This is a genomic window from Pseudonocardia hierapolitana (genome assembly GCF_007994075.1).
GTDB classification, from domain to species: domain Bacteria; phylum Actinomycetota; class Actinomycetes; order Mycobacteriales; family Pseudonocardiaceae; genus Pseudonocardia; species Pseudonocardia hierapolitana.
In genome coordinates, this window is sequence record NZ_VIWU01000001.1 from 5435465 (window position 1) to 5455263 (window position 19799).

The 19799-nt window shown below is 73.6% G+C and carries 20 protein-coding genes; 10 read left to right on the top strand and 10 right to left on the bottom strand.

Annotated elements, in window-relative coordinates; all coding sequences use genetic code 11:
• Position 1: 1 nt before the first annotated feature.
• Both FHX44_RS25835 and FHX44_RS25840 read left to right on the top strand, forming a co-directional pair.
• Entirely contained in the window at positions 2-418 is a 417-nt protein-coding gene (locus FHX44_RS25835; RefSeq protein WP_147258175.1) for an acyl-CoA thioesterase, read from the top strand.
• On the top strand, positions 415-1047 hold the full coding sequence (locus FHX44_RS25840; protein ID WP_147258176.1) for a DUF8185 domain-containing protein: 633 nt from the start codon (positions 415-417) through the stop codon (positions 1045-1047). The genes FHX44_RS25835 and FHX44_RS25840 overlap by 4 nt, the downstream gene beginning before the upstream one ends.
• A gap of 219 nt (positions 1048-1266) precedes the next feature.
• Here FHX44_RS25840 and FHX44_RS25845 read toward each other — a convergent pair whose 3' ends face one another.
• The 6 genes from FHX44_RS25845 to FHX44_RS25870 all read right to left on the bottom strand — a co-directional run bounded on the left by FHX44_RS25845 (position 1267) and on the right by FHX44_RS25870 (position 7582).
• Positions 1267-2844: a glycoside hydrolase family 13 protein gene (locus FHX44_RS25845; protein ID WP_147258177.1), complete on the bottom strand. Its 1578-nt coding sequence runs from the start codon at positions 2842-2844 to the stop codon at positions 1267-1269.
• An 80-nt stretch (positions 2845-2924) separates the two neighbouring features.
• Positions 2925-3308, bottom strand: a complete 384-nt coding sequence (locus tag FHX44_RS25850; protein ID WP_147258178.1) for a globin — start codon at positions 3306-3308, stop codon at positions 2925-2927.
• A 26-nt stretch (positions 3309-3334) separates the two neighbouring features.
• Entirely contained in the window at positions 3335-4393 is a 1059-nt protein-coding gene (locus FHX44_RS25855; protein ID WP_246170588.1) for a mechanosensitive ion channel family protein, read from the bottom strand.
• Positions 4390-6489, bottom strand: a complete 2100-nt coding sequence (locus FHX44_RS25860) for a prolyl oligopeptidase family serine peptidase (RefSeq protein ID WP_147258179.1) — start codon at positions 6487-6489, stop codon at positions 4390-4392. The genes FHX44_RS25855 and FHX44_RS25860 overlap by 4 nt, the downstream gene beginning before the upstream one ends.
• A 38-nt stretch (positions 6490-6527) precedes the next feature.
• Positions 6528-6890: a hypothetical protein gene (locus tag FHX44_RS25865; protein WP_147258180.1), complete on the bottom strand. Its 363-nt coding sequence runs from the start codon at positions 6888-6890 to the stop codon at positions 6528-6530.
• Between the two features lie 41 nt (positions 6891-6931).
• Positions 6932-7582: a pyridoxamine 5'-phosphate oxidase family protein gene (locus FHX44_RS25870; RefSeq protein ID WP_147258181.1), complete on the bottom strand. Its 651-nt coding sequence runs from the start codon at positions 7580-7582 to the stop codon at positions 6932-6934.
• Positions 7583-7611: 29 nt separating this feature from the next.
• On the opposite strand from FHX44_RS25870, the gene pdxR reads away from it, so the two are divergent.
• From pdxR to FHX44_RS25905, 7 genes are read left to right on the top strand one after another with little or no spacing between them, the layout of a single operon-like run.
• Complete coding sequence (gene pdxR, locus FHX44_RS25875; protein WP_246170589.1) at positions 7612-9015, top strand: MocR-like pyridoxine biosynthesis transcription factor PdxR; 1404 nt, start codon at positions 7612-7614, stop codon at positions 9013-9015.
• Positions 9016-9022: 7 nt separating this feature from the next.
• On the top strand, positions 9023-9394 hold the full coding sequence (locus FHX44_RS25880) for a hypothetical protein (RefSeq protein ID WP_147258182.1): 372 nt from the start codon (positions 9023-9025) through the stop codon (positions 9392-9394).
• A 55-nt stretch (positions 9395-9449) separates the two neighbouring features.
• Positions 9450-10139 (top strand): FadR/GntR family transcriptional regulator, encoded by a 690-nt coding sequence (locus FHX44_RS25885; RefSeq protein WP_147258183.1) that lies wholly within the window; start codon positions 9450-9452, stop codon positions 10137-10139.
• A 10-nt stretch (positions 10140-10149) separates the two neighbouring features.
• Positions 10150-11013 (top strand): NAD(P)-dependent oxidoreductase, encoded by an 864-nt coding sequence (locus tag FHX44_RS25890; RefSeq protein WP_147258184.1) that lies wholly within the window; start codon positions 10150-10152, stop codon positions 11011-11013.
• Positions 11010-11771 carry an SDR family NAD(P)-dependent oxidoreductase gene (locus tag FHX44_RS25895; protein ID WP_147258185.1) on the top strand — a complete coding sequence of 254 codons (762 nt, stop codon included), beginning with the start codon at positions 11010-11012 and terminating at the stop codon, positions 11769-11771. The genes FHX44_RS25890 and FHX44_RS25895 overlap by 4 nt, the downstream gene beginning before the upstream one ends.
• Positions 11768-13207: a four-carbon acid sugar kinase family protein gene (locus FHX44_RS25900; RefSeq protein WP_147258186.1), complete on the top strand. Its 1440-nt coding sequence runs from the start codon at positions 11768-11770 to the stop codon at positions 13205-13207. The genes FHX44_RS25895 and FHX44_RS25900 overlap by 4 nt, the downstream gene beginning before the upstream one ends.
• The gene (locus FHX44_RS25905) at positions 13204-14460 is read left to right on the top strand and encodes a cellulase family glycosylhydrolase (RefSeq protein WP_147258187.1); all 1257 of its coding nucleotides are present in this window, start codon (positions 13204-13206) and stop codon (positions 14458-14460) included. The genes FHX44_RS25900 and FHX44_RS25905 overlap by 4 nt, the downstream gene beginning before the upstream one ends.
• Before the next feature lie 120 nt (positions 14461-14580).
• On the opposite strand, the gene pruA is transcribed toward FHX44_RS25905, so the two are convergent.
• The 4 genes from pruA to FHX44_RS25925 form a co-directional block, all read right to left on the bottom strand.
• Positions 14581-16206, bottom strand: coding sequence for an L-glutamate gamma-semialdehyde dehydrogenase (gene pruA, locus FHX44_RS25910; RefSeq protein ID WP_147258188.1), 1626 nt, complete (start codon positions 16204-16206; stop codon positions 14581-14583).
• Between the two features lie 125 nt (positions 16207-16331).
• Complete coding sequence (locus FHX44_RS25915) at positions 16332-16802, bottom strand: SRPBCC family protein (protein WP_147258189.1); 471 nt, start codon at positions 16800-16802, stop codon at positions 16332-16334.
• A complete protein-coding gene (locus FHX44_RS25920; protein ID WP_147258190.1) occupies positions 16802-17137 on the bottom strand; it encodes an ArsR/SmtB family transcription factor in 336 nt (111 codons plus the stop codon). The genes FHX44_RS25915 and FHX44_RS25920 overlap by 1 nt, the downstream gene beginning before the upstream one ends.
• A gap of 52 nt (positions 17138-17189) precedes the next feature.
• Positions 17190-18764, bottom strand: a complete 1575-nt coding sequence (locus FHX44_RS25925; RefSeq protein ID WP_147258191.1) for a PucR family transcriptional regulator — start codon at positions 18762-18764, stop codon at positions 17190-17192.
• A 103-nt stretch (positions 18765-18867) separates the two neighbouring features.
• On the opposite strand from FHX44_RS25925, the gene FHX44_RS25930 reads away from it, so the two are divergent.
• A complete protein-coding gene (locus FHX44_RS25930; RefSeq protein ID WP_147258192.1) occupies positions 18868-19791 on the top strand; it encodes a proline dehydrogenase family protein in 924 nt (307 codons plus the stop codon).
• Positions 19792-19799: the final 8 nt, after the last annotated feature.

Here is a 19799-nt window from a genome sequence, read left to right on the forward strand (position 1 = left end):
GGTGGCTCCCTTCATCGCTCACGTCGCCGTGCGCTGGACCGACCAGGACGTCTTCCAGCACGTCAACCACGCGGTCACCGTGACGTTGCTGGAGGAGGCCCGGATCCAGCTCGTCTTCGACGAGGCGGCGGAGGAGGGTGTGCCCGGGTTCGCCGCCGGCCTGCTCGTCACGGGGCTGTCGGTGGACTACAAACGGCAGATCTCCTACCGGTCCCGGCGGTTGCGGGTGGCGATGACGGTGGACGACATGCGGGCGGCGGCGTTCCGCATCCGGTACGTCATGCACGACGGGCCGGGCGAGGGCGACACCGTCGCCGTCACGGCGGAGACTCGGCTGGCGACGTTCGACCTGGCCGCTCAGCGGCCGCGGCGGCTCACGGCCGAGGAGCGGGAGTTCCTGGGGAGGTGGGTGGCATGACGCGGCTGACAGTGCCGGACCCCGACGAGCGTGGCGACCTCGGGGCGTTCGTCGCGCGGGTGGTGCGGCTCGACCAGGCCGCGCTCGTGCGGCTGCAGGCGCGCGACGGGACGGTGACGACCTGGGCGGCGACGCCGTTCGACGTGCTCGCCACCCGCAGCGTGCACGGCGCGCTGGAGCCTGCCGACGTCACGGTGCCCGCCACGGGCCTCCTCACCGCGCTCACCGTCGAGCGGGCGGAGACGGTCGACCCGGGCGCGGGCGGCTTGTGGCACGGCGAGCTGCCGCCCGCGGTGGGCTGGCAGCCGGTCGACGACGTGCCGGCCGCGGAGCTGGAGCGGCTCACCGAGCGCGGGCTCGCCGTCGCGCGGGAGAACGCGGGGCCCATGGGCCCGCCGGCGTCGCTGCTGGACCAGACGGTGCTCACGGTCTCGGCCGGAGCCCGGCCGGCGGTGAAGGTGCCGTTGCGCTGCCTGTTCGCGCTGTCCGGAATGGGATTCCTCGGCGACACCGGGCCGGACGCCGGCGTGGTACGCGTGTCGGCCACCGGCACGTGGATGCGGCTCGACGCGCGCTACGGCGCGGTCGTGCGCAGGCGCGTCACGGCCCTCCCGCTGCTCGTCGGCTGAGCCGCGGCGCGCGACTCGCCGCGCCCAGATGCCCGACTCGCCGTGCCCGGACGTCGGACTCGCCGTGCCCGGATGTCGGACTCGCCGTGTCGGGATGTCGGACTCGCCGTGTCGGGATGTCGGACTCGCGCGGCGTTGGCAGACACGTGCGGGCGAGTCTTGCGTTCAGCACGGTGTGTCGGGCGTTCGGCGCGGTGTGTCGGGCGTCCGGGCACGGCCTCAGGCGAGCCAGGCGGCGGTGTCCGGCGGGAGCATGCCGTCGGTGAGGGGGCCGCTGGCCAGGATGACCTCGCCGGGCGGGAGCGGGACCACCTCCGCGGAGGTGTTCAGCGCGCAGACCAGCGTGGTGCCTGCCCGGCGAAACGCGAAGCAGCCCTCGGGGGCGCCGAACCATTCCAGCTCGTCGCCCTCGAAGCCGGGGTGGGTGTTGCGGAGCTCGATCGCGCGCCGTACCAGCGACAGCATGGAGCCGGTGTCCTCCAGCTGCTCGGCGGCGACGAGCTTCCCGTAGTCGGGCGGCATCGGCAGCCACGGGTCGCCCGAGGTGAACCCGTAGCCCGGCGCGCTGCCCTCCCATGGCATCGGCACCCGGCAGCGGTCGCGGCCGCGTCGGGTGCGGCCGGAGAGCTCCCAGATCGGGTCCTGCAGCACGTCGTCGGGCAGTTCGACATCGGGGAGGCCGAGCTCCTCGCCGTTGTAGAGGTAGACGACCCCCGGCAGCGCCAGCTCCACGAGTGCCATCGCCCGGGCCCGCGCGAGGCCGACGGTGCCACCGCCGTAGCGCGTGACGGGCCGGGAGACGTCGTGGTTGGACAGCGTCCACGCCGCAGGCGCGCCCACGTCGGCGACGGCCGCGAGCGACTGCTCGATCGCCGTCCTGAGGGCGGCCGCCTCGAACGGCGCGCGCACGAGCCGGAAGTTGAAGCCCAGGTGCAGCTCGTCGGAGCGCATGTAGCGGGAGAACCGGTCGCCGTCGCCCACCCACACCTCGCCCACGACGAGCCGGCCCGGATAGTGGTCGAGCACGGCGCGGATCATCCGGTGCACGCCGTGGACGTCGTCGTGGTCGAAGCGCGGGTCCGGCTCCACCACCGAGGCGGCCCACCGCTCGCCGTCAGGGACGGCGCCGCGTTCCTCCCGCGCGTCCGGGAGATCGGGCGGTTTGCTCATGCCGTGGGCGACGTCGATCCGGAACCCGTCGACGTCGCGGTCCAGCCAGAACCGCAGCGTCTTCTCCAGGTCGGCCCACACCTCGGGGTTCGTCCAGTTCAGGTCCGGCTGCCCGGGGGCGAACAGGTGCAGGTACCACTCGCCGGGGCTGCCGTCCGGGTCCTGCACCCGCGTCCACGCGGGCCCGCCGAAGACGCTCTGCCAGTTGTTCGGCGGGTCGTCGCCGCCTCCGCCGCGGCCGCGGCGGAAGTGGTAGCGGGCCCGCTCGGGGCTGCCCGGTGCGGCGTCCAGCGCCGCGCGGAACCACTCGTGCTCGCTGGAGGTGTGGTTCGGGACGAGGTCGATCGTGACGCGCAGGCCGTGCTCGTGGGCGTCGGCGACGAGACGGTCGAACGCGGCGAGGTCGCCGAACACCGGGTCGACCTCGCGCGGGTCGGCCACGTCGTAGCCGTGGTCGGCCATGGGCGAGGTGAAGAACGGGGTGAGCCAGATCGCGTCCACCCCGAGCAGCTCGAGGTAGCCCAGCCGGGCCCGGATGCCGTCGAGGTCACCGACGCCGTCGCCGTCCGCGTCCGAGAACGAACGGACGTAGATCTGGTACACCACGGCGTCCCGCCACCACTGCACGGGCCAGATCTTGCCAAGCGAAAGGGGACGGAGCGAGGGCTCTCCGTCACACCGGGTAGTAGTTCGAGCAGTTGGTGGACTCAGAAGGGGCTGTTCACCATACTGGCCGCCGCGTACGTCAGGTACTGCCACAGCTGGTCGCGGTGGGCGGGGTCGAGGCCGGCGTCGTCGACCGCCACCCGCATGCACCGCAGCCAGGCGTCCCGCTCGATGGGCCCGACCTTGAACGGCGCGTGCCGCATCCGGAGCCGGGGATGGCCGCGCTGGTCCGAATAGGTGCGCGGGCCGCCCCAGTACTGCTCGAGGAACATCCGTAGCCGCTCCTCGGCCGGGCCGAGGTCTTCCTCCGGGTAGAGGGGGCGGAGCACCTCGTCCTCGGCGACCTGCTCGTAGAACCGCCGGACGAGCTTCTCGAAGACCGGGGCTCCGCCGACCTCGGCGTAGAAGTTCTGAGGATCGGTCACGGTCCCATCATCCCCTCCCGCGCCGGCTAGGGTATCGAGGGGCGGGGCTCCGCCCCCGGGAAGACCGAGGGCCGCGGGACGCCCGCGTCCTCGAACGCGTCGGCGATGGCGGCGTTGAGTGCACGCTGGACGGCGAACTGCTCACCCGGCTTGACCTTGACGGTCAGGCGCAGCGTGACCCCTTCCGGCCCGACCCGCTCGACGCCGAGCATCTCGGGCGGCTCCAGCACCGAGTCGGTGACGTCCTTCTCGGCGACGCGCTCGGTGGCGGCACGCTCGGCGAGGGCGCTCGCGCTGGGGATGTCGGCGGCGTGGGCGAGCGGCAGGTCGATGACCGCGACGGCGTAGCCCTGGCTCTTGTTGCCCACGCGCAGGATCTCGCCGTTGCGGACGTACCAGACCGTGCCCTGGTGGTCCCGCAACGTGGTGATCCGCAGCCCGACGGCCTCCACGACGCCGCTCGCCTCGCCGGCGTCGATGATGTCGCCGACGCCGTACTGGTCCTCCATCAGCATGAACATGCCCGAGAGGAAGTCGCGCACGAGGTTCTGGGCGCCGAAGCCGACCGCGACGCCCACGATCCCGGCCGAGGCGAGGATCGGGGCGAGCGCCACGCCGAACTCGGCGAGCACCATGATCGCGCCGACCGTGAGGATGACGACCGAGCTGATCGAGCGCAGCACCGAGCCGATGGTGCGGGCGCGCTGGGCGCGGCGCGGGGTCGTCGCGCCGTTGCCGCCACCGTTGCCGCGCAGCCGCGGCGCGCGCCCGACGAGCCGGGAGATCCGCGAGTTGGTGGCGCCCTCGACGATGCGGTTGATCGCGCGGTGGAGCATGTACCTGGCCACCACGCAGAGAACGACGATCAGCGCCACGTTGAACGTCGTGGACACGATCGTGTCGGCGGAACGGGCGAGGAAGTCGCTGTTGGTCACCTTGTAGAACTCCGCGCACCAGCTGCCTGCGTCGGCAGCGCAGGTGGGTTGGTCGGGTACGGCGGCTGCGGGGAAGGCTGCTGCGGGTAGGGGAACGGCGGGTAGGGGAACGGCGGGTAGGGGAACGGGGGGCAGGGGAGCGGGGGTCACGACAGCTCCAGACCGGTGTGTGCGGCGACGAAGGACAGCTGGTCGACCGCCAGCGCAACGCTGCGGGAGACCGCACGGGCGCCGTGGCCCACGTCGGTCTCGCGGCGGATCAGGATCGGACGGGTGTGCGGGTCGCCGGTCGTGGCGTGCTGCAGCGCGGCGCACATCTTGCGGGCGTGCAGCGGGTCGACCCGTGTGTCGGAGTCGAACACGGTGAAGAGCACGGCCGGATACGCCACATCTTCGTGGACGTGGTGGTAGGGCGAATAGTTCAGCAGCCAGCCGAGCTCCTCGGGGTCGGCGGCGGTGCCGTACTCGTCGTTCCACGTGCGGCCGAGGGAGAACTCCTCGTAGCGCACCATGTCCAGCAGCGGCGCCGAGCAGACGACGGCCCGGTACAGGTCGGGGCGCTGGGTGAGCGCGGCACCGACTAGCAGGCCGCCGTTGGACCCGCCCATGATCGCGAGCCGGTCGGCAGTGGTGTCACCCGCGTCGATCAGGGCGGTGGCCGCGGCGTGCAGGTCGTCGAAGACGTTCTGCTTGTTGGCGCGGTTCCCGGCGAGGTGCCACTCCTCGCCCTCCTCGCCGCCGCCGCGCAGGGACACCAGCGCGAACGTGCCGCCTGCCTCGACCCAGGACAGCGCCGACGCGGTGTAGGCGGGCTCGCGGCTGATGCCGAAGCCGCCGTAGCCGGTGACGAGGGCGGGCCGGGGGCCGGACGCGTCGGGCGGACAGATGACGAACATCCGCACGGTCGTGCCGTCGGCCGAGGTGAACTCGCGGTGCTCGGTGCGCACGGCGGGCACGTCGACGGCGCCCGGCGCCGCCTCCTCCCGCACGGTCTCCCCGGTGGCGAGGTCGAAGCGGTGCACCTCCGGGGGCGTGACCAGGTCGGTCCAGCCGAGCCAGAGCCGGCCCGCCTCGGCGGGGGTGTCCCGGTCGGCCACCGAGAAGCCGGTGAGCGAGCCGGTGCCGGGCAGCGGGACGGTGTCGTGCAGGCGGCCGTCGGCGGCGTCGTGGAGCGCGACCTCGGCCACCGCGTGCCGGGTGCGGGCGAGCGCGAGCAGCGGCGCCCCGTCCGGCCGTTCCAGGCGGCGCACGGCCTGCAACACCGAGCCCGGGTCCTCGGGCACCAGCTCGCGCCAGTGCTCGCGTGCAGGCGTGCGCGGGTCGGCGACGGCCAGCCGCCAGCGCGGTGCACCGTCGGTGGTGTGCAGGTACAGCAACCCGTCCCGGTCGACCCACGCGTGGCACTGCACGTCGTCGGCCTGGGTGAGCAGCGGCGTGAGGGGAGGTGTCTTCTCGGCGCCGCTCAGCTCGGCGATCCACACGCTGTCGCGGCGGGCCGTGCCGATGTTGCCGGTGACGACCAGCCAGCCGCCGTCCCGGGAGACGTGCACGCCGTAGTAGGTGTGCTCGTCGTAGAGCCCGGGACCGTCGATCAACTCGTCGTCCGTGGTGGGCGTGCCCACCCGGTGGCGCCAGATCCGGCGGTGGAACGCCTGCTCCCCTTCGGGCACCTCGTCCTCGGCCACCATCCGCACGAACACGAACTCCTCGCCGCCGGGCAGCCAGGCGACGTCGGAGTAGCGGCAGCGGTCGATCGGCGGCTCCACGTCCTCGCCCGTCGTGACGTCGAGCACGTGCAGCACCGAGTGCTCGTCGCCCCCGCTGGAGAGCTGGTAGGCCAGCAGCCTGCCCTCGAGGTCCGGGACCCAGCCGTCGAGCGTCGTGCGTCCGGTGGGGTCGAGCGCCACCGGGTCCAGCAGCACCCGCTCGCTGCCGTCGGCCTCCCGGACGTGCAGCACGGCGTGCTCCTGCCCGGGCTCGCGGCGGGTGCCGAACCGGCGACCGGCCCGCCACAGCGGAGCCGACACCGACCCGGCCGACATGAGTTCGCTGAGCCGGGTGGCGAGCCCGTCCCGGCCCGCGAGCCCGTCGAGGTGCTCCCTGGTCAGCACGTCCTGCGCAGCCGACCACGCCCGCGTGCGCGGGTCGTCCGGATCCTCGAGCCACCGGTACGGGTCGGCGACACGGTGGCCGTGCAGCTCCTCGACCAGATCGAGGCGCTCGGCGTCCGGGTAGGGAGCGTTCACGCGGGCCGAGGTTACGTCACCCGGTCCGGTGGTCTGTTTCAGACGGCGCGCCTCCGCAGCGCCGCCGCGTCCGGGCCGGTGAGCGTGAGCGGGATCGCCACGTCGGGATTGCCGATCACGCCCACGAACTGGGCGGCGTCACCGACGACGGCCACCACCCGCCCGGGCGCGGCCTCCAGGATCGCGGCGGGCAGCCACTCCTCCCCGTCGCGGTACCACCAGCGCTCGGCGAGCACCCCCAACCCGGCCGCCCGGACCTCGGCGATCGCGGAGTCGCGGTCCGGCGCGGTGGCGAGCTCGGCGCCGAACACCGCCAGCGCGCGCCAGCCACCACCGTCGGGCGCGGGCTCGACGAACCCGATCAGCTCTCCGTCATCACGACGCACCTCGGTCCTGGACATGCGGACACGATCCGCCGCCGTGCCCTGCTCGGGCCAGCGGTTTACCCCGGCAGGCGGTCGGCCACGTGGGCGGGCACCGAGGAACCGGGCGGGAGCGTCGGGTCGGGCTCGGGCCCGCCGAAGACCGTGCGTACCGGGAGCACGCCGGCCCACCGGCCGCCGGCGGCGATGTCGGGCTCGTCGTCGCTCGGTGGGCCGGTGCGCACCTTCACGCTCGCCTCCGCGAGGTCGATGGCGAACACGGCGGTGGCCGCGAGCTCGCGGCGGTCCGGTTCGCGGGCGTGCTCCCACGAACCCGGCGAGAGCTGCTCCACGATGGCGCGCAGGCCGGCCAGCTCCTCGGCCGGATCGGTGACGAGCCTCGCGGGACCGTGCACCACCGCGCTGCGGTAGTTCATCGAGTGGTGGAACACCGAGCGCGCGTAGACGATCCCGTCGACGTGGGTGACGGTCAGGCAGACCGGGGCGCCGTCGGCGATCCGGAGCCAGCCCGCTCCGGTGGAGCCGTGCACGTAGACGGTGTCGTCGATGCGCCCGTAGCCGGTGGGCAGCACGACGGGGGCGCCGTCCCGGATGAGACCGACGTGGCAGACGAGCCCCGCGTCGAGCACGGCGTGCAGGTCGGCGCGGTCGGTGCGGGCGCGCTCGCGCAGGCGGGACAAGGTGGTGCGGGCGGTCGTCGAGAGGCTCACACCCCCATCGTCGGCCGAGAGGTGGCATCGTGGCAGGGCCACTTCCGTCCGACTTCGGAAGGCCACTCGTGGACCTGCCGCCGTTGCCGCTGGACCGTGCCGCTGCGCGCCCGCTCGCCGTCCAGCTCGCCGACGCGCTGCGCGCCGCCACCGCCGACGGCACGCTCCGCGCGGGCGACCGCCTCCCGTCGACCCGTGCGCTCGCGGCGACGCTCGGCGTGAGCCGCACGGTGACCGCCGCGGCCTACGACCAGCTGCTCGCCGAGGGCTGGGCTCAGGGGCGGCGTGGGTCGGGCACGTACGTGGTGGGGGCGCCCGCCGGACCGCCTGCGCGCGTGCGGGCCCCGGCGGCGCCCGCTCCGCGAACCGAGTCCGCCCTCGTCGACCTGACGGCGGGCACGCCCTGCATCGCCGCGCTCGACCGGGCTGCGTGGCGGCGTGCCTGGCGGGCGGCCGCCGACCCGTTGCCCGATCTCGGGCCGGACTTCGTGGGGCTGGAGGAGTTCCGGACGGTCGTGGTCGAGCACCTGCTGCGCCACCGTGGCCTGCCGGCCGACCCGGCCGACGTGCTCGCGACCGGTGGCAGCACGTCGGCGGTCGGCGAGCTCGCGCGCACGTTCCCCGCGGGCGCCCGGGTGGCTGTGGAGGAGCCGGGCTACCAGCGGGCCGTCACCGCGCTGCGCGACGCGGGCCTCGACGTCACGAGCGTTCCGGTGGACGACGCCGGCCTCGTGGTGGACGCGCTCCCGCCCGGCCTCGCAGCCGTCTACTGCACGCCTGCGCACCAGTACCCCACGGGCTCGCGGCTCTCGGCCGCCCGGCGGGTGGCGCTGGTGGAGCGGGCGCGCGCCGAGGGGTTCCTCGTGCTGGAGGACGACTACGACGGCGAGCTGCGCTACGACGTCGCGCCGCTGCCGCTGCTCGCCGCGCTCGGGCCCGATGTCGTGGTCCACCTCGGCACGGCGAGCAAGCTGCTCACCCCGACACTCGGCGCCGGGTGGCTCGTCGCCCCGCCCGCGGTGCGGGAGGCGGTGCTGGCCGCCCGCGAGCGCAGCGGCGGCCGCCCGGCGCGAGCGGGTCAGCGGGTCTTCGCGGCCTTCGGCGTCCACGGCGACCTGGCGCGGCACCTGCGGCGGCTGCGGCGCGAGCTGGCCGGACGGCGCAGCGCCGTCGCCGCCGCCGTGCGGGCCGCCGGGCTCGCGGTGGTGGGTGACGCCGCCGGCGCGCACGTGGTGGTGCCGCTGGCCGATGCCGCCACCGAGCGAGCGGCCGTGGCCGCGGCAGCGGCACGGGGTGTCCGGCTCGACGGGCTCGCCCGCCACTACGCCGGAACGCCGGCCGGGGCGGGGATCGTGCTCGGGTACGCCGGCCCGAGCCGTGCCGATCTGGAGCGCGCATTGCCGGTGGTGGCGGAGGCGCTGGCCACGCCATGATCGGGTGGTGCTGTGTGGACGAATCCTGGCCGAGAGTCTCCGCCCCGGCGCCGCGCTGGAGGTGCCCGACCTGCGGGTCGTCCGGATGTGGCGGGAGGACGTGTCGGCATCCGCTGCGCCCGGCCAGCCGCCGGTGTGGACGCTCCTCGACGTCGAGGCGCCCGACGAGCAGGCGGGCGAGCTCGCCGATGCCCTGGCCGCGGCCCTGCTCGTGGAGGGCGGCTGGTACGCGGACTTCTCGATCGGCGGCGACCACGTCGTGGTCTTCGCCGGGCGGTCGTTCCGGTACCGGCGCGGGGACGAGCCCGCGCGGGCGCACGTCGTCGCGTACGGGAGGAGCGTCGGGGTGCCGGAGCACCAGCTCGACTGGAAAGGTTGAACCAATCGTGTGGCTGGCCTACATTGGTTGAACCAATCAGCGAGAAGGTGAGGCGATGGACCTGTCGTTCCTGGTCCGCAGCCTCGCCGAGCGGGCGGTACCCGAGCCGGGCACCGGCCGGCTCAGGCTGCCGACGGAGCGTGAGCTCGGGGCGAGCCTGGAGATCAGCCGGGGTTCGCTGCGGGAACAGCTGTCCGTGTTGGAGCTGCTGGGCTTCCTCGACCGGACGCAGGGCCGGGGGTCCTACCTGCAGGTCCCGGACGCCGGCTTCCTGCGGCTCTACTTCGACCTCTCGCGCCAGCTCGGCCAGCTGACGCACGGGCAGTTCAGCGCGGCCCGGGAGATGCTGGAGATCTCCGTGGCCGAGGCCGCGGCGGAGCGCGCCACCGACGACGACGTGGCCGAGCTGCGCGCGCTCGTCGACGAGATGGTGCGGGCGGCCGACGCAGGCGACCAGGACCGCGCGCTGGAGGCCGACCTGGAGTTCCACCGCCGCCTGTTCACCGTGGTGGACAACCCGATCTTCACCCTGATGCGGGACGGCCTCGCGCACGTCCTGCGTGGCGCGGTCGTCGACCGCAGGCGGCTCGCCGCGGAACGCGAGCCGTCCGCCGACGGCGCGCCGCGGCCGTCCGACGCCGTCCACTACGAGGTCGTCGAGGCGCTCGCCGCGCGGGACGGGGCCGCCGCGGCCGCCGCGATGCGCCACCACTTCGTCGTATGGCGCAGCGCCACCAGCCACTAGGAGGTCCTTCATGCCAACAGTCACCTTCGTCGGGATCGGGGCCATCGGGCTTCCGATGGCCCGCAGGCTGGTGGACGCAGGCCACGACACGACGGGCGTCGACACGCTCCCCGCGGCGCTCGAGCGGGCGGCCGCTGCCGGCGTGCCGGCCGTGGGCGGCTTCGGCGAGGCGCCGCGCGCGGAGTTCGTGGTCGCGATGGTCGCGACGCCCGACCAGCTCGACGCCCTCGTCACCGATGCGGTTGCGGGCGACGTCGCCGGGCAGTGCTGGATCGTGATGAGCACCGTGGGGCCGGAGTCGGTGCGCGCCCAGGCCGAGCGGCTGACGGCGGCGGGCGCAGCCGTCATCGACGTACCGGTGACCGGCGGGGTGGCGCGCGCCGCCACGGGGGAGCTCACGCTCTTCGCCTCGGGCCCGGCCGCGGACGTCGCCGCGGCGCGTCCCGTGCTCGAGGCACTCGGCACCGTCCGCGAGGTGGGCGACGAGGTCGGCGACGGCCAGGCGGTCAAGGTCGTCAACCAGCACCTCTGCGCCGTCCACATCGTGGCCGCCGCCGAGGCGCTCGCACTGGCCGGCGCGCTCGGCCTGGACCGGGCCCAGGTCCTCTCGTTCGTGGAGCAGGGCGCCGCCGGATCGTTCATGCTGTCCGACCGCGGGCCGCGCATGCTGCAGGGCACCGACGTCGACGTCGCCAGCGCGATCTCGATCTTCGTGAAGGACAGCGGCCTCGTGGCCGACGCCGCGGCCGTTGTGGGCGCCCGCACCCCGCTGCTCGACGTGGCGCGGGCCCGCTACCTGCAAGCCGCTGACGCAGGCCTCGCCGCGCGGGACGACTCGCGCGTGATCGAAACCTATTCGGAGGAGACGGCATGACCGAGAGCGGACGCACCGCAGTCCTGACGGGTGCGGCCTCCCGGCGCGGCATCGGCCGCGCCCTCGCCGACCGGCTGGCCGGCGAGGGCTGGGCGATCGCGGTGCTGGACATCGACGGCGACGAGGCGCGGTCGGCGGCCGCCGAGATCGGTGCGGCCCACGACGTTCCGGCGCTCGGTCTCGGCGTGGACGTCTCCGACCAGGCCGCCGTCGACGCCGCGATCGCGGAGGTGGAGGCCGGCCTGCCACCGATCGTCGCGCTGGCCAACGTCGCCGGGATCGCCTCGCCCGTCCCGTTCATGAACGAGACGGTGGAGGGCTGGGACCGCGTCTTCGCGGTCAACATGCGCGGCACGTTCATCGTGACCCAGCGGGTGATGCGCGGCATGATCGAGCGCAGGCGGGGCCGCGTCGTCAGCCTCTCGTCGGTCTCGGCCCAGCGCGGCGGCGGCACCTACTCGAAGGTCGCCTACAGCGCGTCGAAGGCCGCGATCATCGGCTTCACCCGCGCGCTCGCCCGCGAGGTGGGGGAGTACGGCATCACCGTCAACGCGGTGGCGCCCGGGCCGGTCGACACCGACATCATGGGCGGCATGCTCACCGACGAGCGCAAGGCCGCGATGTCCGCCGACACCCTGATCGGCCGGGTGGGCACCCGCGAGGAGGTCGCGGCGCTCATCGCGTTCCTGCTCGGCGACGACGCGGGCTGGATCACCGCCGCCACGTACGACATCAACGGCGGGCTCCAGATCTCATGAGCGTGCTGGAGTCCGAGCTGCTGGCGAGCTACCCGCCCCAGGTGGAGATCCCGGCGAGCGAGGTGGCGGCGGCCGTCGCGGCGTCGGGACGCACGCTGGTCGTCCTCGACGACGACCCGACCGGCACCCAATCCGTGGCCGATCTGCCGGTGCTCACCCGATGGGCGAGCGAGGACTTCGAGTGGGCCTTCGCGCAGCGTGCCCCCGCCGTGTACGTGCTGACCAACACCCGCAGCCTGGATCCGGAGCAGGCCGAGAGGCGCAACCGCGAGGTCGTGCGCAACGCCCTCGCCGCGGCCGACGGCGTGCCGCTCGGGTTCGTCAGCCGCAGCGACTCCACGCTGCGCGGGCACTTCCCCCTCGAACCGGAGGTGATCGCCGACGAGCTGGCGCAGGCGGCCGGCGTGCGCACCGATGCCGTGGTCATCGTGCCCGCGTTCCCGGACGCCGGGCGGGTGACGATCGGGGGCACCCACTACATGCGCGACGGCACCGGCGGGCTCACGCCCGTGGCCGAGACCGAGTTCGCGCAGGACGCGACGTTCGGGTACACGAAGTCGCGGCTGGCCGAGTACGTCGAGGAGAAGTCCGGCGGCCGGTACCCGGCGCGGGACGTGCTCGTGCTCGACCTCGCCGTGATCCGCTCCGGCGCGGTGGCGGACGTGCTCGCCGGCGCGACGGGCGGTAGGCCGGTCGTGGCCGACATCGTCACCGAGAACGATCTGCGGGCGCTCGCCATCGGGCTGGCGGAGGCGGAGCGGCGGGGCAAGACCCTGCTGTACCGGGTGGGTCCGCCGTTCGTCCGGGGCCGGATCGGTCAGGAGGTCCGCGCGCCCCTCACCGCCGAGGAGGCGTTCGCCGGGCATGCGCCCGAGGCGGGCGGCGGGCTCGTCGTCATCGGTTCGCACGTGGGGCTGACCACCCGCCAGTTCGACGTGCTGCTCGACGGGCATCCGTCCGCGCGGGTGGTGGAGCTGCGGGTCGACGAGCTGCTGGGCGCCACGACGTCGAGCGCGGGGACCGGCTTCGCCTCGCTCGAACCGGTCGTCGCGGACGTGGTGGCGGGTCTCGCGGAGGGCGACGTCGTCCTGCACACGAGCCGGACGCTGGTGCGGGCGGACTCGGCGGCCGAGAGCCTGCGGATCGCCCGCACCGTCTCGGCCGGCCTGGTCCACGCCGTGCGGGAGACGCTCGCGCAGCGGCGGCCCCGGTTCGTGGTCGCCAAGGGCGGGATCACCTCGTCCGACGTCGCGAGCGAGGGCCTGGAGATCCGCCACGCGATCGTCCGCGGCCCGATGCTGCCGGGCATCGTGTCGCTGTGGGAGCCGGTCGGCGGCCCCGCCACCGGCATCCCGTACGTCGTGTTCCCCGGCAACGTCGGCGACGACCGGTCGCTGCTCGACGTCGTGCGCGTGCTGGCTACCGTCCGGTCGTGACGCCTCGTGCCGTACTGAGTGCCGTTCTCGGCAGCGTGCTGGTCCTGCTGATCGCCGCATGCGCACCGGCGGAACGAACGGGACGGGCTGAGCCCGCGCCGAGCCGGTCGCAGACCACCGTCTCGGTGCAGGGCAGCCAGGTCATGGTGAACGGCACCCCGTCCACCCTGTTCGGGTTCCGGGTGGCCAGCGCGGCGATGCGCGACGACTGGACCGACGAGCTCGTCTCCCAGCTCGACACGTGGCACGACCACGGCGTGAACAGCTTCATCCTGTGGCTGCAGGGCTCGAGCGGCGGGTACGCGCACGTGTTCACCCGCGACGGCACCGCCGTCGACGGCAACGCGAGCGAGGTCACCTCGATCGTCGGGTTCGACGACGACGCGGACCATTCCGCGAACGGCTCGACCACCGGTACGGAGGTCATCGAGCGGACGAGGCGGATCATCGAGGCGGCCGACGCACGCGGGATGGTGGTGATCGTCGGGCTGTTCTACCGGTCGGCCGTGGAGGACGACACGCCCGAGACGCTGACCGCCGCCGCGCGGTCCGCCGCCACCGCCCTGAGGGACTACTCGAACGTCATCTTCAACGTCTTCAACGAGCCGGACGACTTGAACTCGACCGAGTCCGAGGACAGCCTGGAGGAGTACCTGCGCGCGGTGAAGGAGGCCGCCCCGGGCCGTCTCGTCGGAACCGGCACGGTGGAGACCGACGAGAGTGCGGACATCGCCGACCTGGACGACGTCGACGTGGTCATGCACGACGCCGGGGCCACCGGCGACGAGGCGATCGACGCGTTCGAGACGCTGAAGGACCACACCAGCAAGCCGATCATCAACGTCGAGTCGTTCGGCGGCAGCGGCCAGGGCTTCGTGGACGACGAGACGAGGTCCGTGCAGGCCCCTCCGGGCTACTACGTCGACTTCCCGGAGTGGCGACGCGTCTTCGGCGCGTGGCGCGAGGAGGACTACCGGAGCGCGAGCGGCGGCGCGAGCGCGGGGAAGGACTCCTACCGCCGCCTGATCGACTACGTGGGCCAGGACCCGGGCAGGCAGGTCCACCTCATGGTCCACGCCGCGGGCTGGTTCCAGGGCGCGTCCCGGGTGGGGACACCCGACCACCTGGGCGAGCCGGGTACGGCCGACGAGTGGAACAACGACTTCGAGACCGGGCCCGGCGCGGCCGACGGGACGCCCGAGAACCCCGGGATCGGCTGGATCCTGGAGCGGATCGAGGCGAACGCCCGCTGAGTCCTGGTCGGGTACCGAGGGTGATCAAGGGCGGACGGTCGCCATCGAAGATCGACTAACGACCATCTGCCCTTGGTCGACACATCGGCCAGCCATTCGGACTGCCACGAAGTCCCGCTCCTAGCCCTGGTGGGGGTAGCGGCTCGTGGTCGCAGGCACGAAGGTCTCCTTGATCGTGCGCGGGCTGACCCAGCGGAGCAGGTTGTAGATCGAGCCCGCCTTGTCGTTGGTGCCCGACGCCCGGCCGCCGCCGAACGGCTGCTGCCCGACGACCGCACCGGTCGGCTTGTCGTTGACGTAGAAGTTGCCGGCCGCGAACCGCAGTGCCTCCGAGGCGGTGGCGATCGCCGTCCGGTCCCGGGCGATGATCGAGCCGGTGAGCCCGTACGGGGCGCCCTGGTCGACGTGCTGCAGGACCTTCTCGAACTCGCCGTCCTCGTACACGTTGACGGCGAGCAGGGGGCCGAAGTACTCGGTGGAGAAGAGCTCGTGGCCGGGGTCGCCGCCGACGACGACCGTGGGCCGCACGAAGAAGCCGGTGCTGTCGTCGGTCGTGCCGCCCGCGATCACCTCGAGGCCCGGGTCGGAGTGGGCGCGCTCGATCGCGGCCGACACCTTGTCGTAGGCCCGGCGGTCGATGACGGCGCCGAGGAAGTTGCCGAAGTCCTCGACGTCGCCCATCGGCAGGCCGTTCACCTCCTCGACGAGGTCGTCTCGCAGCCGTGCCCACAACGAGCGCGGCACGAACGCCCGCGACGCCGCCGAGCACTTCTGGCCCTGGTACTCGAACGCGCCGCGGACGAGCGCGGTGCGCAGCACGTCGACGTCGGCGGACGGGTGCGCCACCACGAAGTCCTTGCCGCCGGTCTCGCCGACGAGCCGGGGGTAGGTGGCATAGCCCGAGATGTTCGCCCCGACCTGCTGCCACAGGTGCTGGAACGTGGCCGACGAGCCGGTGAAGTGGATGCCGGCCAGCGCCCGGTCGGCGAGCAGCACCTCGGAGATCTCGCGGCCGTCACCGGTCAGCATGTTGATCACACCGGGCGGGAGGCCTGCCTCCTCCAGCAGCCGCATCGTGTAGAAGGCGGCGAGCGTCTGCGTGGGTGACGGCTTCCAGATCACCGCGTTGCCCATGAGGGCGGGCGCGGTGGGGAGGTTCCCGGCGATGGCCGTGAAGTTGAACGGCGTGATCGCGTAGACGAACCCCTCGAGCGGCCGGTAGTCCATCCGGTTCCACGCGCCTGCGCCGCTGTTCGGCTGGTTCTCCAGGATCTGGCGGGCGAACGCCACGTTGAAGCGCCAGAAGTCGGCGAGCTCGCAGGCGGAGTCGATCTCGGCCTGGTAGCAGGTCTTGCTCTGGCCGAGCATCGTGGCGGCGTTCACCCGGTCCCGCCACGGGCCCGACAGCAGGTCGGCGGCGCGCAGCAGCACCGACGCCCGCGCCTCGAACGGGAGCGCCCGCCACGCCGGCGCGGCCCGCAGCGCCGCCTCGACGGCCGCCTTCGCCTCGCCGTGGCCTGCGTTCGCGGACCTCCCCAGCACGTGCGCGTGGTCGTGCGGGGCGACGACGTCGAAGGGCGTGCCGCCCGCCATGTGCCGGCGGCCGTCGATGGTGACGGTCAGCTCGTGCTGCATCCCGCCCAGCTCGGCGAGCGCGGCCTGCAGGCTCGCGCGTTCCGGTGAACCGGGTGCGTAGTCGCGCACGGGCTCGTTCCGCGGGATCGGAGTGGTGGTGATCGCGTCCATGGCAGAGGACTCCCCGGGGTCGGCGGTGTTGTGAACCCTAGGAAGAAGGGGCCGCCGCAGGCTCGTCCGCCGTGACAACGATTTCCCCCCGGTGTTGTCCGGCCGGACGAGCCTGCGGCGGCTGCTCAGGACTGCCGGGCAAGCAGCGCGTCGAGCGCGGCGTAGCTCGCGTTGAGCCCGATCTCCATGCCGGAGCTCAGCATGCCGTCGCGCTCCTCGGCGGTGTGGAACAGCGAGGTGGTCGTGACCTTCGTGCGCCCGTCGCCGAGGTCGGTGAAGGTCGCCGTCTCGACCGCGACGTGGCCGGGCATGCCGTCCCACTCGAACGTCTGCACGACGCGCTCCTGCGGGGTGACCTCGCGATAGCGGCCCTCGAACCCGTCGGTGCCCTCCGGCCCGTGCACGACGAACCTCCAGTGCCCGCCGCGTTCGACCTCCATGCGCTCGACGATCACCTTCTCGTCGCCCCCGCCCCACCACTGCGCGATCAGTTCGGGGTCGGTGTATGCCTGCCACACCCTGGCGAGAGGGGCGTCGAAGACCCGCTCGATGTGGATCTCCCGCTCCGCCGGTGTCGTGATCGTCGCCTCGCCCATCACTGCTCTCCCTTCGTCCGCTCGAGGAACTCGCCCAGCCGGTCGAGACGTGCCTCGAGCATTTCCCTGTACCGCGCGATCCACGCGGTCTCGTCCTCCAGCCGGCGGGGGCCGATCCGACAAATCCGGACCCTGCCGACCTTCTCCGTGGTGACCAGACCCGCCTCCTCGAGCACGCTGACGTGCTTCTTCATCCCCGTGAGCGTCATGCCGAAGTGCTCGGCGAGCTCACTGATGGACGCCTCCCGCCTGCCGAGGCGCTCGAGGATCCCGCGACGGGTCCGGTCGGACAGTGCGTGGAAGGAGTCGTCGAGTCCGTCCGAACACTGAACCATGTAGTTCAGTGTTGCGGTGCGCGACGGCCCTGTCAAGGGGCGACTTCGAGGGTCAGGGGCGGTTGCGGCCCGCGGCCAGCAACTGCAGGTGGTGCACCAGTCGGGCGCGCGGGTCGTCCAGGCGCAGGCCGGCTATCGCCGTGGCCCTGCGCACGCGGTAGCGCAGGGTGTTGGGGTGGACGGTGAGCCGCTCGGCCGCGGCGCGGACGTCGCCCATCGCGTCCAGCCACGCCACCACCGAGCCGACGAGGTCGGTGCGGTGCTCCCGGTCGTACTCCACGAGCCGGGCCACGCCCGGGTCGCGCAGGTCGGGGTTGGCCGCCAGGAGCCCGAGCGTCTGGGTGAGCAGGACCTCGGCACGGATCTCGCCGAACACTGCCACGTCCTGGGACTCGCCCATCGCGTCGAGCACCCGGTCGGCCTCGCGCCGCGAGCCCGGCACGCCCGCGAGCTGCGCGGCCGGGGACCCGATGCCGGCCTGGACCCGGATGTCGCCGCGACGCCGGGCGGCGGCCACGACGTCGGCGGACAGGGTCGCCGCCCCGTCCGTCCCGTGGACGTCGGGCAGGACCGCGTACACGCGCGCCCCGACCGCGGCGCAGAGCGCGGCCCGCCGATGCGCCGCCGCGTGCACGGAGACCACCTCGACGAGCTCGGCGACGACCAGCTCCTGGGAGGCCGGGTCGCCGCCGCGGGCCGCGAACGCGACGACCAGCGCACTCGCGTCCTCGTTCAGGCCGAACGTCCCGGCCACGAGATCCGGGCTCGCCCGCCCGTCGAGCAGGCCGGCGACCAGGTCCCGCTCCCACCGCCCACCCGGTGCCTGCTGGCTGCGGCGGCGCACGATGTGGCCCGCCGCCACCCGGGCCGCACCGACCAGCACCTCCGCCGCGCGCTCGGCGAACGGTTCCGCGCCCTCCTGCACCCAGATCGTGCCGAGCTGACGGGGGCCTGCGTGGATGCCGATCGCGAGCCTGCGGCGGATGCCCAGCTCCGCGTGCTCGTCGACCTGCACGACCTCCTCGCTGTCGCGCAGCCGGTCGAACACGCCCCACTCGCGCAGCATCCGCAGGTAGTCCGCGGGGCCCTGGCGGCCGAGGATCGACAGCCTGCGCAGCTCGTCGACCTGCGCCGCGTCGGCGTCGGAGCGGGAGTAGGCGAGCACCCGGCTCGCGGTGTCCTCGATGCTGACGACCCCGCGCGTGAGCAGCGCGACCGTCTGGGCGAGCGAGTACAGGTCGCCCGACCCGTCGTCCCCCGCGGCCCCGCCGTCGTGCAGGACGTCGCGTGCGAGCGACTCGAGCCGCTCCCAACGCACGTCCGGCCGCACGAGCAGCAGTGCCGCGCCGGCCTCCGTGGCGGCCGCCCGCAGCACGTCCGCCGGGCCGCCCGCCTTCACCGCCACGGCCGCTGCGCCCCGCCGGGCCGCAGCGCGCAGGGCGGCCGTCGCGGCCCGCCCCCGGACCCCGATCACCAGCACCAGCTGGCCGGGGTAGCGGTCGGGCTCGTCGTCCGGGTCGACGATCGCGAGCCCGGTGAGCGGTACGTCCAGCCCTGCCGGCGCGGTGGCCACCTCCACCAGCGGTTCCCCGATCGCGGCGAGGAGTCGGCGGAGTGTGGTGTCCATGCCCGGCCTCCTCGCGGTGCTCGTCGGATCGGACGAAGGGAGTGGGCGAACCTTAGCCGCTCCGACGAGCCTGCGAGGTCCCTCACGATCTACGGTCCTCGGCATGCTTCGCAGCACCCTGCTGGCAGCGGCCCGGTCGGGCGCTGTGCGCGCCGCCGTCGAGGCCGGGCCGTTCGATCCGCTGGTCGATCGCTTCGTCGCCGGCACGACCGTCGACGCGGCGATCGCCGCGGCACGCACGATCACAGCAGACCGGTACGTCACGATCGACCATCTCGGCGAGGACACCACCGACCGTGCCCGGGCCGACGCGAACGTCGCGGCGTACCGGATGCTGCTGCAACGCCTGGGCGCCGAGGGGCTCGCCGACCGGGTCGAGGTGTCGGTGAAGCTGTCGGCCTTCGGGCAGCGGCTCCCCCGGGACGGCGAGAAGATCGCGCTGGATTCGGCACGGCACGTGTGCGAGGCCGCGGCCGCGGTGGGCACCACCGTCACGGTCGACATGGAGGACCACACCACGACCGACGCCACCCTGACCACCGTCGGCGACCTGCGGCTGGACTTCCCGTGGGTGGGAGCGGTGCTGCAGTCGCAGCTGCGTCGCACCGAGGCGGACTGCCGTGACCTGGCCGGCGCGGGCTCCCGCGTGCGGCTGTGCAAGGGCGCCTACGACGAGCCGGAGTCGGTGGCCTACCGGAGCGCCGCCGACGTCGACCTGTCGTACGTCCGGTGCCTCAAGATCCTGATGGCGGGCGAGGGCCTGCCGATGGTGGCGACGCACGATCCGCGGCTGGTGGCGATCGCCCGCCACCTCGCGCAGCGGTACGAGCGCTCCGTCGACGACTACGAGCTCCAGATGCTGTACGGCGTCCGCCCCCGCGCCCAGACCGACCTGGCCGCACGCGGGCTGCGGGTGCGCGTCTACCTGCCCTACGGCACCGAGTGGTTCGGGTACTTCATGCGCCGGCTCGCAGAGCGTCCGGCGAACGTGGCGTTCTTCGCACGGTCAATGCTGACGCGAGGCTGAGGAGGAGA

Coding starts and splice junctions, on each gene's coding strand:
- FHX44_RS25840 (WP_147258176.1), top strand. CDS start 415: ATGACGCGGCTGACAGTGCCGGACCCCGACGAGCGTGGCGACCTCGGG.
- FHX44_RS25865 (WP_147258180.1), bottom strand. CDS start 6,890: ATGTCCAGGACCGAGGTGCGTCGTGATGACGGAGAGCTGATCGGGTTC.
- FHX44_RS25885 (WP_147258183.1), top strand. CDS start 9,450: ATGGACCTGTCGTTCCTGGTCCGCAGCCTCGCCGAGCGGGCGGTACCC.
- FHX44_RS25890 (WP_147258184.1), top strand. CDS start 10,150: ATGCCAACAGTCACCTTCGTCGGGATCGGGGCCATCGGGCTTCCGATG.
- FHX44_RS25895 (WP_147258185.1), top strand. CDS start 11,010: ATGACCGAGAGCGGACGCACCGCAGTCCTGACGGGTGCGGCCTCCCGG.
- FHX44_RS25900 (WP_147258186.1), top strand. CDS start 11,768: ATGAGCGTGCTGGAGTCCGAGCTGCTGGCGAGCTACCCGCCCCAGGTG.
- pruA (WP_147258188.1), bottom strand. CDS start 16,206: ATGGACGCGATCACCACCACTCCGATCCCGCGGAACGAGCCCGTGCGC.
- FHX44_RS25915 (WP_147258189.1), bottom strand. CDS start 16,802: ATGGGCGAGGCGACGATCACGACACCGGCGGAGCGGGAGATCCACATC.
- FHX44_RS25920 (WP_147258190.1), bottom strand. CDS start 17,137: ATGGTTCAGTGTTCGGACGGACTCGACGACTCCTTCCACGCACTGTCC.
- FHX44_RS25925 (WP_147258191.1), bottom strand. CDS start 18,764: ATGGACACCACACTCCGCCGACTCCTCGCCGCGATCGGGGAACCGCTG.
- FHX44_RS25930 (WP_147258192.1), top strand. CDS start 18,868: ATGCTTCGCAGCACCCTGCTGGCAGCGGCCCGGTCGGGCGCTGTGCGC.